The sequence below is a fragment of the Rathayibacter sp. AY2B3 genome (assembly GCF_002931755.1).
Taxonomy (GTDB): domain Bacteria; phylum Actinomycetota; class Actinomycetes; order Actinomycetales; family Microbacteriaceae; genus Rathayibacter.
This window is the reverse complement of the sequence record NZ_PSUG01000018.1, coordinates 49121-63636: the sequence shown is the minus strand read 5'-3', so window position 1 is coordinate 63636 and position 14516 is coordinate 49121. Positions and strand designations below refer to the sequence as shown.

The window sequence follows — 14516 nt, the reverse complement described above, 5'->3', positions numbered from 1 at the left end:
CCCCGGAGCCGCCGACGGCGGCCCCGACACGACCCAGAAGGGCTCCTAGTCCGTGCCAACGACACGCCTCAGCACCGAACCCACCGCCGTCCTCGTCCTCGAGGACGGACGACGATTCCGGGGACAGGCCTACGGCGCCCGAGGCCGCACCCTGGGCGAGATCGTCTTCGCCACCGGCATGACCGGCTACCAGGAGACGCTGACCGACCCGAGCTACGCCGGCCAGATCGTCGTGCAGACCGCGCCCCACATCGGCAACACCGGGACCAACGACGAGGACATGGAGTCGCGCCGCATCTGGGTCGCCGGCTACGTCGTCCGCGACCCCTCCCGCGTCGTCTCCAACTTCCGCGCGCAGCGCTCCCTCGGCGACGACCTGGAGTCCGACGGCATCGTCGGGATCTCCGGCGTCGACACCCGCGCGATCACCCGCCACATCCGCTCGGCCGGCTCAATGCGCGCCGGCGTGTTCTCCGGCGAGGACCTCGCCCTCCCCGAGGAGGAGCAGCTCGCGCTGGTCCTCGGCGGCCGGCAGATGCAGGGGCTCAACCTCTCCTCCTCGGTCTCGACCGATGAGCAGTACACGGTCCCCGCCCGCGGCGAGCGCGTCGGCTCGGTCGCGGTGATCGACCTGGGCGTGAAGACCTCGACGGTCACCTACCTCGCGGAGCGCGGCTTCGACGTGCACGTGCTGCCCGAGTCGGTGACCGCCGAGCAGGTGCTCGCGCTCGACCCGTCCGCGCTCTTCTTCTCCAACGGCCCCGGCGACCCCGAGGCCTCGGACCGCCACGTCGAGCTTCTGCGCACCACCCTGCGCGCCGACCTGCCGTTCTTCGGCATCTGCTTCGGCAACCAGCTGCTGGGGCGCGCGCTCGGCTTCGGCACCTACAAGCTCCCGTTCGGGCACCGCGGGATCAACCAGCCGGTGCTCGATAAGCTCACCGGCCGCGTGGAGATCACCTCGCAGAACCACGGGTTCGCCGTGGACGCGCCGATCGAGGGCGAGCTGGACTCGCCCGAGGGCTTCGGGCGCGTCGAAGTCAGCCACTACTCCCTCAACGACTCGGTCGTGGAGGGCCTGCGCTGCCTCGACATCCCCGCCTTCTCGGTGCAGTACCACCCGGAGGCGGCGGCCGGCCCGCACGACTCCAACCACCTCTTCGACCGCTTCCGCGAGATGGTCGTGCAGCGCACGGCCGGGCGCCCGGCCTCGGAGCCCACCGACATCCCCACGACCAGCAGCATCGGAGAGCAGAAGTAATGCCGCGCAGGGAAGACATCCAGAGCGTCCTGGTCATCGGCTCCGGCCCGATCGTCATCGGACAGGCCGTCGAGTTCGACTACTCCGGCACCCAGGCGTGCCGAGTGCTCCGCGCCGAGGGGGTGCGCGTCATCCTCGTCAACTCCAACCCGGCGACGATCATGACCGACCCCGACTTCGCCGACGCCACCTACGTCGAGCCGATCACACCCAAGGCGATCGAGGCGATCATCGCCAAGGAGAAGCCGGACGCGATCCTGCCGACCCTCGGCGGGCAGACGGCCCTCAACGCGGCCATCCAGCTGCACGACCTCGGGATCCTCGAGAAGTACGGCGTCGAGCTCATCGGCGCGAGCTTCGAGGCGATCAACCGCGGCGAGGACCGCCAGATCTTCAAGCAGCTGGTGCTGGACGCGGGCGCCGACGTCGCGAAGTCCTACATCGCGCACACCGTCGACGAGGCGATCGAGTACGCCGAGGACCTGGGCTACCCCCTCGTCATCCGCCCGTCCTTCACCATGGGCGGCCTCGGCTCCGGCTTCGCCTATACCCGCGAGGAGCTGGTGCGGATGGTCGGCGACGGCCTGCACCAGAGCCCCACCACCGAGGTGCTACTGGAGGAGTCGATCCTCGGCTGGAAGGAGTACGAGCTCGAGCTGATGCGCGACACGGCCGACAACACGGTCGTCGTCTGCTCGATCGAGAACGTCGACCCCGTCGGCGTGCACACGGGCGACTCGATCACCGTCGCACCGGCGCTGACCCTCACCGACCGCGAGTACCAGAAGCTGCGCGACATCGGCATCCGGATCATCCGCGACGTGGGCGTGGACACCGGCGGCTGCAACATCCAGTTCGCGATCGACCCGGCGGACGGCCGGATCATCGTGATCGAGATGAACCCGCGCGTCTCCCGCTCCTCCGCCCTCGCCTCCAAGGCGACCGGCTTCCCGATCGCCAAGATCGCCGCGAAGCTCGCCATCGGCTATCGCCTCGACGAGATCCCGAACGACATCACCAAGGTGACCCCGGCGAGCTTCGAGCCGACGCTGGACTACGTCGTCGTGAAGGTCCCGCGGTTCGCGTTCGAGAAGTTCCCCGCCGCCGACAAGACGCTGACCACCACCATGAAGTCGGTGGGCGAGGCGATGGCCATCGGCCGCAACTACGCGCAGGCGCTGCAGAAGGCGCTGCGGTCGCTCGAGAAGCGCGGGTCGTCGTTCCACTGGGGTGCGCAGGAGCGGTCGGTGGAGGAGCTCCTCGAGATCGCGAAGACCCCGACCGACGGCCGCATCGTGACGGTGCAGCAGGCGCTGCGGCTGGGCGCGACCGTCGAGCAGGCGTTCGAGTCCACGAAGATCGACCCCTGGTTCCTCGACCAGATCGTGCTGATCAACGAGATCGCCGACCTGGTGCGCGAGCACGACGGTCTCGACGCCGGGCTCCTCCGCCTGGCGAAGGACCACGGCTTCTCGGACGCTCAGATCGCCGAGCTCCGCGGGCTCGACGAGGCGGAGGTCCGCCGCACCCGCCACGCGCTCGACGTGCGCCCGGTCTACAAGACCGTCGACACCTGCGCGGGCGAGTTCCCCGCGCTCACTCCGTACCACTACTCCTCGTACGACGAGGAGACGGAGGTCGTCGCCGCGGACCGCCGCAAGGTCGTCATCCTCGGCTCCGGCCCCAACCGCATCGGCCAGGGCGTCGAGTTCGACTACTCCTGTGTGCACGCCTCGTTCGCGCTCTCGGACGCGGGCTTCGAGACGATCATGATCAACTGCAACCCCGAGACGGTCTCGACCGACTACGACACCTCGGACCGCCTCTACTTCGAGCCGCTGACGCTCGAGGACGTGCTCGAGGTCATCCACGCCGAGTCGCAGTCCGGCGAGCTCGTGGGCGTCGTCGTGCAGCTGGGCGGCCAGACCGCGCTCGGGCTCGCCGCGGGCCTGGAGGCGGCCGGCGTGCCCATCCTCGGCACGACCCCCGCGAACATCGACCTCGCGGAGGAGCGCGGCGCCTTCTCGCGCATCCTCGACGAGGCGGGGCTGCTCGCTCCGCGCAACGGCACGGCCACCGACCTCGACGGCGCCCGCGAGGTCGCGGTGGAGATCGGCTACCCGGTCCTCGTCCGTCCGTCGTTCGTCCTCGGCGGGCGCGGGATGGAGATCGTCTACGGCACTCCCCAGCTCGAGGACTACTTCGAGCGGATGGCCGGCGAGGGGATCATCGACGAGGCGCACCCGCTGCTGGTGGACCGCTTCCTCGACGACGCGATCGAGATCGACGTCGACGCGCTCTTCGACGGTGAGCAGCTCTACATCGGCGGCGTGATGGAGCACATCGAGGAGGCCGGCATCCACTCCGGCGACTCGGCCTGCACGCTCCCGCCGGTGACGCTGGGTCGCCGCCAGATCGACCAGGTGCGGGAGGCGACCCTCGCGATCGCGCAGGGCGTCGGCGTCCGGGGACTGCTCAACGTGCAGTTCGCGATCGGCCAGGGCGTGCTCTACGTGCTCGAGGCGAACCCCCGGGCCTCGCGCACCGTGCCGTTCGTGTCGAAGGCGCTGGGGATCCCGCTCGCGAAGGCCGCCTCGCGCCTGATGGTCGGCGAGACCATCGCCGCACTCAAGGCCGAGGGCCTGCTCCCCGAGCGCGACGGCTCCGACGTCCCGATGGACTCTCCCATCGCGGTGAAGGAGGCGGTCCTGCCGTTCAAGCGCTTCCGCACCAAGGAGGGCCAGATCGTCGACTCGCTGCTCGGGCCCGAGATGCGCTCCACCGGCGAGGTCATGGGGATCGACCGCGACTTCCCGCGCGCCTTCGCGAAGAGCCAGGACGCCGCGTACGGCGGCATGCCGGCCGGCGGGACCGTCTTCATCTCGGTCGCCGACCGCGACAAGCGCTCGATCGTCCTGCCCGCGCTGCGCCTGCGCCAGCTCGGCTTCGACATCCTCGCGACCGAGGGCACGGCCGAGGTGCTGAACCGCAACGGCATCCAGGCCCGCGTGGTCCGCAAGTACAGCGAGGCCGCCGAGGGCGACGCGCCCTCGATCGTCGAGCTGATCGCCCGCGACGAGGTCGACGTGGTGATCAACACGCCCAGCGGAGGAGCGACCCGCGCCGACGGCTACGAGATCCGCGCCGCCGCGGTCGCCGCGGACAAGCCGCTGTTCACCACGATCGCTCAGCTCGCCGCCGCGGTCGCCTCGCTCGACGCGGCGAACGAGCCGTTCGAGGTGACGAGCCTGCAGGACTACGCCCTGCGCCGCGCGGAGCGCACCGCGTGAGCGGCGGCGCGGCGGGCACCGCCTCCTTCGGCTCGCGCCTCGAGGCGGCGTTCGCCGCGCACGGCCGGCTCTGCGTCGGGATAGACCCGCACGCGTACCTGCTCGACGCGTGGGGCCTCGCCGACGACGCGGCCGGGCTCGAGAGCTTCGGCCGCACGGTCGTCGAGGCGGCGGCCGGCCGCGTGGGCGTCGTGAAGCCGCAGATCGCGTTCTTCGAGCGGCACGGCTCGGCGGGCTACGCCGCGCTCGAGCGCGTGCTCGCCGACGCCCGCGAGGCCGGACTGCTGGTGATCGCCGACGTCAAGCGCGGCGACATCGGCACCAGCGTCACCGCGTACGCCGAGGCGTGGCTCCGGCCGGGCTCGCCGCTCGAGGCGGACGCCATGACCGCAGCGGCCTACCAGGGGCTCGGCTCCCTCGAGGGGATGCTGAGCCTCGCCGAGGAGGCGGGCAAGGGCGTGTTCGTCCTCGCGGCCACCTCCAACCCCGAGGCCCGCCCCGTGCAGCGCGCCCTCGTGCAGGACGGCGGCCGTGCGGGTTCCACCGTGGCACGCGCGGTCGTGGCGGACGTGGCATCCTGGAACGACGCTCACGCTCGCGCGTCGATCGGATCGGTCGGCGTGGTGCTCGGCGCCACGGTCGCCCTGGGCGACTTCGGCATCGGCATCGACGAGCCGCTGCACCCCGCACTCCCGGTGCTCGCGCCCGGCTTCGGCCACCAGGGCGCGGCCGTCGCGGACGCGCAGCGGCTGTTCGGCGCGCTGAGCGCCGCCACCATCGTCAGCGAGTCGCGCAGCGTGCTCGGCGCCGGCCCCTCGGGGATCGCGGCCGAGATCACCCGCCGCGCGACCGACATCCAGGAGACCCTTGTCCGCTGAAACCGTCAGCCCCGATCCCGGCGCCTCGTCGCGCCCGGAGGCCGTGCGCCGTCCCTCGCCGCCCGAGGTCGACCGGCGAGCCGCCTCCGAGGCCGCGATCGCGGCGCGCCGTGCCCGCGCCGCCGTGAAGAAGGCCGTCGCCGCCGGACGCCGCCCCGCGACCGCCGTGCTCGCGGCGGCCCAGGCCGAGCCGCTCGGAGTCGAGGGGCGGATGCGCGTCAGCGAGCTGCTCCGCGCCGTGCCCGCGCTCGGCGTGGTGAAGACCCCCCGGGTGATGGACCAGCTGCGGATCGCCGAGTCGAAGCGCCTCGGCGGGCTCGGCCGGCGCCAGGTCGAGGGCCTGGCGTCGTTCCTGGAGGAGCGGGAGTCGCGGCAGCGCCGCCCCGGCCGCAACCGCCTGCTCGTCCTCGCCGGTCCGACCGCGGTCGGCAAGGGCACCGTGTCCACCTACATCCGCGAGAACTACCCGGACGTCCTGCTCTCGGTCTCGGCCACCACCCGGGCCCCGCGTCCGGGCGAGGTGGACGGCGTCAGCTACTACTTCGTCGACGACGCCGAGTTCGACCGGATGGTCGCGGCGGGGGAGTTCCTCGAGTACGCCGTCGTCCACAACGCGCACCGCTACGGCACGCCCCGCGGTCCCATCGACGCCGCGCTGGAGCAGGGCCGCCAGGTGATGCTCGAGATCGACATCCAGGGCGCGCGCCAGGTGCGCGAGCGGATGCCGGACGCCCGCCTGGTCTTCCTCCTGCCGCCGAGCTGGGACGAGCTGGTCCGTCGGCTGGTCGGCCGCGGCACCGAGAGCGCGGAGGAGCAGGAGCGCCGCCTGGCCACCGCGAGGGTGGAGCTGGCCGCGCAGGACGAGTTCGATTTCGCCGTCGTCAACAGCACCGTGCCCGAAGCGGCCCGCGAGGTCGTAGAATTGATGTCGCCTCGTGCCGACGGCGCGCCCGCTGACCCGGGCCGCTGACACCGGGCCACCGACCACCTCCGGGCCGACGCCCCGGGTCCCACCGGGCTCACGCCCCTCGGGGCCCGCGCGCCGTGTTGCTCCGGAGCCGCAGATCGGCGCTGATGCGCCTGCAAGGAGACACCCATGGCCAACAACCTCGGCATCATCGACCCGCCCATCGACGAGCTCCTCTCGAAGGTCGACTCGAAGTACGCGCTGGTGATCTTCGCCTCCAAGCGCGCCCGCCAGATCAACGACTACTACGCCGACCTCCACGAGGGCAGCCTGTTCGACAACGTCGGCCCGCTGGTCGACTCCACCATCGACGACAAGCCCCTCTCGGTCGCACTGCACGAGATCAACGAGGACAAGCTCGTCGCCAAGCCCCTCGCCGAGTAGTCCCCTCCGGGTGGGCTCCTCTCTCGAGGCCGGCCGACGGCTCAACGTCGTCGTCGGCATCACCGGCGGCATCGCCGCGTACAAGGCCGTCGGAGTCGTCCGCGCGCTGGTCCTCGCGGAGCACGACGTGCACGTCGTCGCGACCGAGGCCGCGCTGCGCTTCGTCGGGAAGCCCACCCTCGAGGCCATCTCGCGGAACCCGGTCCACACCGAGCTCTACGAGGGCGTCGCCGAGGTCCGGCACGTGGCCATCGGCCAGGCCGCCGACCTCATCGTGATCGCGCCCGCCACGGCGCACACGCTCGCGAAGCTCGCCGTCGGTCTCGCCGACGACCTGCTCGGCAACACGGTGCTGGCGAGCACGGCCCCGCTCGTGGTCGCCCCCGCGATGCACACCGAGATGTGGGCGAACGCCGCCACCGTCGCGAACATGGCGGTGCTCCGCTCCCGCGGCGTGCACGTCGTCGGCCCCGCGGTCGGGCGCCTCACCGGCGCCGACTCGGGCCCGGGCCGCATGGAGGAGCCCGAGACGATCGTCGCGGAGGCCCTCGCCGTCCACGCCCGCTCCGCCTCCGCCCGCCGCGACCTCGCGGGCGTGCGCGTCCTCGTGACCGCCGGCGGCACCCGCGAGCCCCTCGACCCGGTGCGCTTCGTCGGCAACCGCTCCAGCGGCAGGCAGGGCGTCGCGCTCGCGCTGGCCGCTGCGGCCCGGGGCGCGGAGGTCACCCTCCTCGCCGCGAACCTCGACGTGCCGGCGCCGGAGGGCGTCACGGTCCTCCCGGTGGGCACTGCGCTCGAGCTGCGCGAGGCCGCCCTCGCCGCGGCCCCCGGCGCGGACGTCGTGATCATGGCCGCGGCCGTCGCCGACTACCGGCCCGCCGCGGTCGCCGAGGCGAAGATCAAGAAGGAGCAGCAGGGCGACCGGCTCGTCCTCGAGCTCGTCAAGAACCCGGACGTCCTCGCCGAGATCTCCGCCTCCCGGCGGGAGGGGCAGATCGTCGTCGGCTTCGCCGCGGAGACCGAGCCGGACCGGGACGCGATGCTCGCCCTCGGCCGCGCCAAGATCGTCCGCAAGGGCTGCGACCTGCTCGTCCTCAACAGGGTGGGCTGGGCCGAGGGTTTCCAGAGCGACAGCAACGCCGTCGTGGTCCTCGATCGGGCCGGCGTTATAGTTGGCGAGGCCTCGGGCAGCAAGGCGGAGGTGGCCGATCGCGTCCTCGACGCGGTCGTGCGCTAGCCCGGCCGGTCCGCCCGCCCAGGCGCCGATCGCCTGCCGCCCGGCATCGCGCCCGCCAGGCCACTCCCGGTACGAACGACCCCGGTGCGCACGAGCCGGGACGAGAAGAGAAGCATGACCTCCGGTCCCCTCCGCCTGTTCACCTCCGAGTCCGTCACCGAGGGCCACCCGGACAAGATCTGCGATCAGATCTCGGACCGCATCCTCGACGCCCTGCTCCGCGAGGACCCGCACAGCCGGGTCGCCGTCGAGACGCTGGTCACGACGGGGCTCGTGCACGTCGCGGGCGAGGTCTCCACGAGCGGCTACGTCGAGATCCCCAAGATCGTCCGCGATACGATAGTCGAGATCGGCTACGACTCCTCGGAGAAGGGCTTCGACGGCCGCTCCTGCGGCGTCTCGGTCTCGATCGGCCAGCAGTCGCCCGAGATCGCGGCGGGCGTCGACACGGCGCTCGAGGTCCGCTCCTCCGAGGCGGGCGAGGACGCCTTCGACCGCCAGGGCGCGGGCGACCAGGGCCTGATGTTCGGCTTCGCGACCGACGAGACCCCCGAGTACATGCCGCTGCCGAGCTGGCTCTCGCACCGCCTCGCCGAGCGCCTGGCCGCCGTCCGCAAGTCGGGCGAGCTCGACTACCTCCGGCCGGACGGCAAGACCCAGGTCACCATCGGCTACGACGGCACCACGCCGTCCACCATCGACACCGTCGTGCTGTCCACCCAGCACGCCGAGCACGTCAGCACCGAGACCATCCACGCGGACATCGCGGCGCACGTCATCCGCCCCGTGCTCGAGACGGTCGACCTCGACTCCTCCGCCGTGCGCCTCCTGATCAACCCGACCGGCCGCTTCGAGATCGGCGGCCCGCAGGGCGACGCCGGCCTCACCGGCCGCAAGATCATCGTCGACACCTACGGCGGAGCGTCCCGCCACGGCGGCGGCGCGTTCTCGGGCAAGGACCCGTCGAAGGTGGACCGCTCGGCCGCCTACGCCATGCGGTGGGTCGCCAAGAACGCGGTCGCCGCAGGGCTCGCCTCGCGGCTGGAGGTGCAGGTCGCCTACGCCATCGGCAAGGCGGCCCCGGTCGGCCTCTACGTCGAGACCTTCGGCACCGGCACCGTCTCCGACGAGACGATCACCGAGGCGATCCGCTCGGTCTTCGACCTGCGCCCGGCCGCGATCATCCACGCGCTCGACCTGCTCCGCCCGATCTACGCGCAGACCGCGGCCTACGGCCACTTCGGCCGTGAGCTCCCCGACTTCACCTGGGAGCGTCTCGACCGGGTCGACGACCTGCGCTCCGCCGCGGGCCTCTCGTAGCGGACGCGGCGGCGATGGCGACGAGCGGAGCCGTCGCGCGCGTGCTCCTGGACTCGCCCCTCCCGCAGCTCGACCGGCTCCTGGACTACGCGGTGCCGGAGGCGCTGCGCGGCGGGGTGGTCCCCGGCGTGCGCGTGCGCGTGCCGTTGCGCACCGGGGGCCGGATCGCCGACGCGTTCGTCGTCGAGACGGGGGAGGGGACCGAGCACGCCGGAGCGCTCAGCGGCATCGAGGAGCTGGTCTCGCCGCTCGTCGTGCTGACTCCGGAGGTCTGGGCCCTGGCCCGCCGAGTGGCCGACCGCGCCTCCGGCGGCGCGAGCGACGTGCTGCGCCTGGCCGTGCCGCGCCGCCACGTCCGCGTGGAGAAGGCGCGCCTCGCCGCGGGTCCCGCTCCTGCGGCGCCCGCGGTCGAGGCGGGCGGCGTGACGGGCTACCCCGACGCCTCCTTCGCCGGGCTGGCCGAGGGGGCCCGCCTGGCGGTCGGGGCCGTGCCGGCTCCCGTGAGGCTCGCCTCGGGCGCCTGGGTCGGCGGCTGGGCCGTCACGCTCGCCGAGCTCGCCCGGGAGACGCTCGCCGCGGGCCGCGACGCGATCCTGGCCGTCCCCGACTACCGCGACCAGGAGCAGCTGGAGCTCGCACTCGCCGCCCTCGTCCCCGCGGAGGCGGTGGTGCGCCTCGATGCGCGGCAGAAGGGCGCCGAGCGGTACTCCGCCTTCGTCCGCTGCCTCGATCCCGGGCCGCGGGTCGTCGTCGGCAACCGCTCCGTCCTCTACGCGCCCTCCTCCGCCCTCGGCCTGATCGCGCTCTGGGACGACGGGGATCCCCTCTTCGCCGAGCCGCTCGCACCCTACGCGCACGCCCGCGACGTCGCCCTGGTGCGGCAGGAGCAGAGCGGCGCCGGCCTCGTCCTGCTCGGCAACACGCGCACGGTCGAGGTCGAGCGGCTCGTCGAGATCGGCTTCGCGACCGAGGTGGAGCCGCGGCCGAGCCGCCGCCCGCACGTCGTGCCGACGGCGCAGCAGTGGGCGGCCGACGAGCACGACGCGGCCGCGCGCATCCCCTCCTCCGCCTGGCGGGAGGCGCGGAAGGCCCTCGACTCCGGCCCGGTGCTGGTGCAGGTCGCGCGCCCCGGCTACGCGCCCGTGGTCGCCTGCGCCCGCTGCCGGACCGTCGCGCGCTGCAACCGCTGCCAGGGTCCGCTCGGCGTGCACTCCGAGGGCGGGCGGCCGAGCTGCGGCTGGTGCGGCCTGATCGCGGCCGACTGGACCTGCTCCGTCTGCGAGGCGACGGCTCTGCGCCTCGTCTCCCTCGGCGCCGGCCGCACCGCGGAGGAGCTCGGGCGCGCCTTCCCGGGAGCCACAGTGATCGTCGCCGACGGGCAGCGCCCTGTGCTCACCCTCCCCGACGAGCCCGCGCTCGTCGTGGCCACGCGCGGAGCGGAGCCGCGGGCCGACGGCGGTTACCACGCCGTCCTGCTGCTGGACGGCGAGCGCATGCTGGCTCGCGAGAGCCTGCGGGTCGCCGACGACGCGCTCCGCACCTGGTCGAACGCCGCGGCGCTGGCCCGCCCGGGCGCCCCGGTGCTCCTGGTCGGGGTCGGCGGCCGGCTCGCGACCGCCCTGGCGACCTGGCGGCAGGCCGAGTACCTCCGGGCCGAGCTGCAGGAGCGGCGCGCTCTGCGGTTCCCGCCCGCGGTGCGCCTGGCGACGGTGAGCGGTGACGCGCACGCGGTGGAGGAGGCGCTCGATGCGCTCGACGAGGACGACCGGCACGAGGTGCTCGGTCCGGTCGGGCTCGAGGACGGCTCCGTCCGGGCGATCGTGCGGTTCGACTACGCTCGCGGTGCGGAGGTGGCCGCCCGCCTCCGCTCCGCCGTGATCCGCAACGCCACGCGCCGCCGTCGCCCGCCGACCACGCCCGGCCGCTTCCGGCCGGCCCCCCGGCTCCGGGTCCGTTTCGACGACCCCGACATCCTCTGACTCCCCAGGAGACCCCCGTGCGCCTCGTCTTCGCCGGCACGCCCGCCGCCGCCGTCCCGACCCTCCGCGACCTCGCCGCCTCCGCGCACGAGGTCGCCGCCGTGGTCACCCGGGAGGACGCCCCGGTGGGCCGCAAGCGCGTGCTCACCCCCTCGCCGGTCGCCGTCGCGGCCGAGGAGCTGGGGATCCCGGTGATCCGGGCGAACCGCCTCGACGAGGACGTGACGGACCGGATCGCGGGGCTCGCCCCCGATCTCGGCGTGATCGTGGCCTACGGCGGCCTCGTCCGGCAGCGCCTGCTGGCGGTGCCGCGCCTGGGCTGGATCAACCTGCACTTCTCCCTGCTGCCGCGCTGGCGCGGGGCGGCCCCCGTCCAGCGGGCCCTGATGGCCGGCGACACGCGGATCGGTGCGAGCGTCTTCCAGCTGGTCGCCGAGCTCGACGCGGGCGACGTCTACGCCGAGCTCGCCGTCGACGCGGGGGAGCGCACCGCGGGCGAGCTGCTGGCGGAGCTGGCCGGGAGCGGCGCCGGCCTCACCCTCGGCGTGGTCGACGCGCTGGAGGAGGGCACGGCCGTCGCGACTCCGCAGGCCGGAGAGCCGACCCCCGCTCCCAAGCTCGACGCGGCCGACGGCCGGATCGACTGGACGCTCCCCACCGCGCGGGTCCTCGCGCTCGTGCGCGGAACGACTCCCGAGCCCGGAGCCTCGACCGCGGTGGGCGACGCCCGCCTCAAGGTGCTCGCGGTCCGCGCGGCGGAGGGCGACCTCGCTCCGGGCGTCGTCCGCCTCGACTCGGGGCGCGCCCTCGTCGGCACCGCGGACGGAGCGGTCGAGCTCGTCAGCGTCCAGCCCGCCGGCAAGAACCCGATGGCCGGCGCGGCTTGGGCCCGCGGTCTGCGCGAGAGCACGGTGCTCGCGTGAGCGCCCGGCGCGAGGCCGCTCCCGCCCGCCGGGTCGCCTACGACGTCCTGCTCGCGGTGAGCGGGTCGGACGCCTATGCGAACCTGGTCCTGCCGGCGCGGATCAGCGCCGCCGGCCTCTCGCCCGCCGACGCGGGACTGGCCACCGAGCTCTGCTACGGCACCCTGCGGATGTCCGGCTACTACGACCGCGTGATCGCCCTCGCGGCCGGCCGGTCCGTCGAGAGCATCGACGCGCCGGTGCTCGACGCGATGCGCCTGGGCGTGCACCAGCTCCTCGCGACCCGCGTGGCCCCGCACGCCGCGGTGAACGAGAGCGTCGCGCTCGTCGCGGCCGGCTCCTCGCGGGGAGCGGTCGCCTTCGCCAACGCCGTGCTGCGCACGGTCTCCCGCTCCAGCGCCGTCGACTGGCGGGAGCGGGTCTCCGTCGCCGCGGTCTCCGGGGACGACCGGATCGCCGCGCTGAGCTCGCACCCCGTGTGGATCGTGCGCGCCCTGCGACGGGCGCTGGCGGCGGAGGGGGCGGCCGATGAGCTCGACGCGCTGCTCGACGCCGACAACGCGGCTCCGCGCGTGAACCTGGTCGCTCTGCCGGGCCTGGCGTCTCCCGGCGAGATCGCCGACGCCGAGCCCGACCGGTTCTCGCCGGTCGGCATGACCAGCACCGGCGGCGACCCGGAGGCGTTCCCCGCGGTGCACGAGGGCCGCGTGCGAGTGCAGGACGAGGGCTCCCAGCTCGCCGCTCTGGCACTCTCCCGGGCACGGCCGGTCCGCCCGGGCGAGCGCTGGCTCGACCTGTGCGCGGGACCCGGCGGCAAGGCGGCGCTGCTCGCGGCGGAGGCGCGCACGGGAGGGGCGTCTCTGCTCGCGAACGAGGTGGTCCCGGGCCGCGCGGGCCTGGTGCGGCAGGCGCTGGCCGCCGTCGATCCGTCGGTCGAGGTGCGCACAGGCGACGGGCGCGACCTGGGCGACGAGCAGCCGGGATTGTTCGACCGCATCCTCCTCGACGCGCCCTGCACCGGTCTCGGCGCGCTGCGGCGGCGGCCCGAGGCGCGCTGGCGCAAGTCCGCGGCCGACGTGGAGCCGCTGGCCGCCCTCCAGGGCGAGCTGCTGGACTCCGCGGTGCGGGCTCTCGCTCCCGACGGGCTGCTGGCCTACGTGACCTGCTCGCCGCACCTCGGCGAGACCCGGCGAGTGCTCGCCCTGGCGCAGGAGCGGCACGAGCTCGAGCTCGTCGACACGCCGGCCGTGCTGCGCGGGGTGACGGCGGACCCGCTCCCGCTGCCGGACGGGCCCCTCCACGTGCAGCTCTGGCCGCATCGGCACGGCACCGACGCCATGTTCGTGCAGCTCCTCCGCCGCCGGCCCCTCGAGTCGGCGTCGCCGGACGCCTGACGTCCGGAGCGGGAGCGCGCGCGGCCGGGCGGTCGCGGAGGACGCTCCGATCTAGGCTGGAGGCATGCCCGCACGGATCAACCCCAGCATCCTCTCCGCCGACTTCGTGAACTTCGAGGCCGAGCTGCAGCGCATCGCCGGAGCCGACCTCGTGCACGTCGACGTGATGGACAACCACTTCGTGCCGAACCTCACCTTCGGGCTGACCATGGTCCAGCGCCTCCAGGAGGTCTCGCCCCGACCGCTCGATCTGCACCTGATGATCGAGGACCCCGACCGCTGGGCCCCCGACTACGCCGAGACCGGCGCCTACTCCGTGACCTTCCACGCCGAGGCCGCGCGCGACGCCGTGGCCCTCGCGAGGCGCCTGCGCGAGATCGGATCGCGGGCGGGGATCGCGCTCAAGCCGGGCACGATGGTGGACGAGTACCTCGACCTCCTGCCCGAGTTCGACCAGGTCCTCGTGATGACGGTCGAGCCCGGCTTCGGGGGACAGTCCTTCATGGAGGAGACGATGCCCAAGCTGCGCACGCTCCGGGACGTGGTGGACCGCACCGGGCTCGACGTCTGGCTCCAGGTCGACGGCGGGATCGCACCCGGGACGATCGAGATCGCAGCGGAGGCGGGGGCCGACACCTTCGTCGCGGGCTCCGCGGTCTTCGGCGCGGACGACCCGGAGGCCGCGATCGCGTCGCTGCGCGAGACGGCGACCGCGCACCTGCACCGGCACTGAGGCGGCGCGCGGGGGCCGGGGGGCGCGGGCCGGAGGTCGTGCGGACTGCAGGCCCCTGTGCGATCTGCAGGCTCCCGTGCGATCTGCAGGCTCCCGTGCCGTCTGCAGGACTCTGTGCGATCTGCAGGATCCTCGGGCCCGATCGCCGGT

General features: G+C 73.8%; 11 protein-coding genes. All 11 read left to right on the top strand.

The window, feature by feature from the left end; translation table 11 throughout:
- Positions 1-52 precede the first annotated feature (52 nt).
- Complete coding sequence (gene carA, locus C5C24_RS07990) at positions 53-1261, top strand: glutamine-hydrolyzing carbamoyl-phosphate synthase small subunit (protein ID WP_104280646.1); 1209 nt, start codon at positions 53-55, stop codon at positions 1259-1261.
- Positions 1261-4551, top strand: coding sequence for a carbamoyl-phosphate synthase large subunit (carB, locus tag C5C24_RS07985; protein ID WP_104304707.1), 3291 nt, complete (start codon positions 1261-1263; stop codon positions 4549-4551). Before carA ends, carB begins: the two co-directional genes overlap by 1 nt.
- Positions 4548-5429, top strand: coding sequence for an orotidine-5'-phosphate decarboxylase (gene pyrF / locus C5C24_RS07980; RefSeq protein WP_104277686.1), 882 nt, complete (start codon positions 4548-4550; stop codon positions 5427-5429). Before carB ends, pyrF begins: the two co-directional genes overlap by 4 nt.
- 43 nt (positions 5430-5472) lie before the next feature.
- Positions 5473-6399 carry a guanylate kinase gene (gmk, locus tag C5C24_RS07975; protein ID WP_104277687.1) on the top strand — a complete coding sequence of 309 codons (927 nt, stop codon included), beginning with the start codon at positions 5473-5475 and terminating at the stop codon, positions 6397-6399.
- Positions 6400-6525: 126 nt separating this feature from the next.
- Complete coding sequence (rpoZ, locus tag C5C24_RS07970; RefSeq protein WP_104221835.1) at positions 6526-6780, top strand: DNA-directed RNA polymerase subunit omega; 255 nt, start codon at positions 6526-6528, stop codon at positions 6778-6780.
- A 10-nt stretch (positions 6781-6790) separates the two neighbouring features.
- Positions 6791-8017 carry a bifunctional phosphopantothenoylcysteine decarboxylase/phosphopantothenate--cysteine ligase CoaBC gene (coaBC, locus tag C5C24_RS07965; protein WP_104304706.1) on the top strand — a complete coding sequence of 409 codons (1227 nt, stop codon included), beginning with the start codon at positions 6791-6793 and terminating at the stop codon, positions 8015-8017.
- Between the two features lie 114 nt (positions 8018-8131).
- Positions 8132-9337 carry a methionine adenosyltransferase gene (metK, locus tag C5C24_RS07960; protein ID WP_104221839.1) on the top strand — a complete coding sequence of 402 codons (1206 nt, stop codon included), beginning with the start codon at positions 8132-8134 and terminating at the stop codon, positions 9335-9337.
- Between the two features lie 14 nt (positions 9338-9351).
- Positions 9352-11316: a hypothetical protein gene (locus C5C24_RS07955; RefSeq protein WP_104304705.1), complete on the top strand. Its 1965-nt coding sequence runs from the start codon at positions 9352-9354 to the stop codon at positions 11314-11316.
- Between the two features lie 17 nt (positions 11317-11333).
- Positions 11334-12239, top strand: a complete 906-nt coding sequence (locus C5C24_RS18410) for a methionyl-tRNA formyltransferase (protein ID WP_104277690.1) — start codon at positions 11334-11336, stop codon at positions 12237-12239.
- Complete coding sequence (locus tag C5C24_RS07945) at positions 12236-13633, top strand: RsmB/NOP family class I SAM-dependent RNA methyltransferase (RefSeq protein ID WP_258065094.1); 1398 nt, start codon at positions 12236-12238, stop codon at positions 13631-13633. The genes C5C24_RS18410 and C5C24_RS07945 overlap by 4 nt, the downstream gene beginning before the upstream one ends.
- A 64-nt stretch (positions 13634-13697) precedes the next feature.
- On the top strand, positions 13698-14366 hold the full coding sequence (gene rpe / locus C5C24_RS07940; protein ID WP_104304703.1) for a ribulose-phosphate 3-epimerase: 669 nt from the start codon (positions 13698-13700) through the stop codon (positions 14364-14366).
- Positions 14367-14516: the final 150 nt, after the last annotated feature.

Bases quoted from the DNA above. Each gene is read 5' to 3' on its own strand.
- carB (WP_104304707.1), top strand. From the start codon at position 1,261: ATGCCGCGCAGGGAAGACATCCAGAGCGTCCTGGTCATCGGCTCCGGC.
- rpe (WP_104304703.1), top strand. From the start codon at position 13,698: ATGCCCGCACGGATCAACCCCAGCATCCTCTCCGCCGACTTCGTGAAC.
- rpoZ (WP_104221835.1), top strand. From the start codon at position 6,526: ATGGCCAACAACCTCGGCATCATCGACCCGCCCATCGACGAGCTCCTC.
- metK (WP_104221839.1), top strand. From the start codon at position 8,132: ATGACCTCCGGTCCCCTCCGCCTGTTCACCTCCGAGTCCGTCACCGAG.
- C5C24_RS07955 (WP_104304705.1), top strand. From the start codon at position 9,352: ATGGCGACGAGCGGAGCCGTCGCGCGCGTGCTCCTGGACTCGCCCCTC.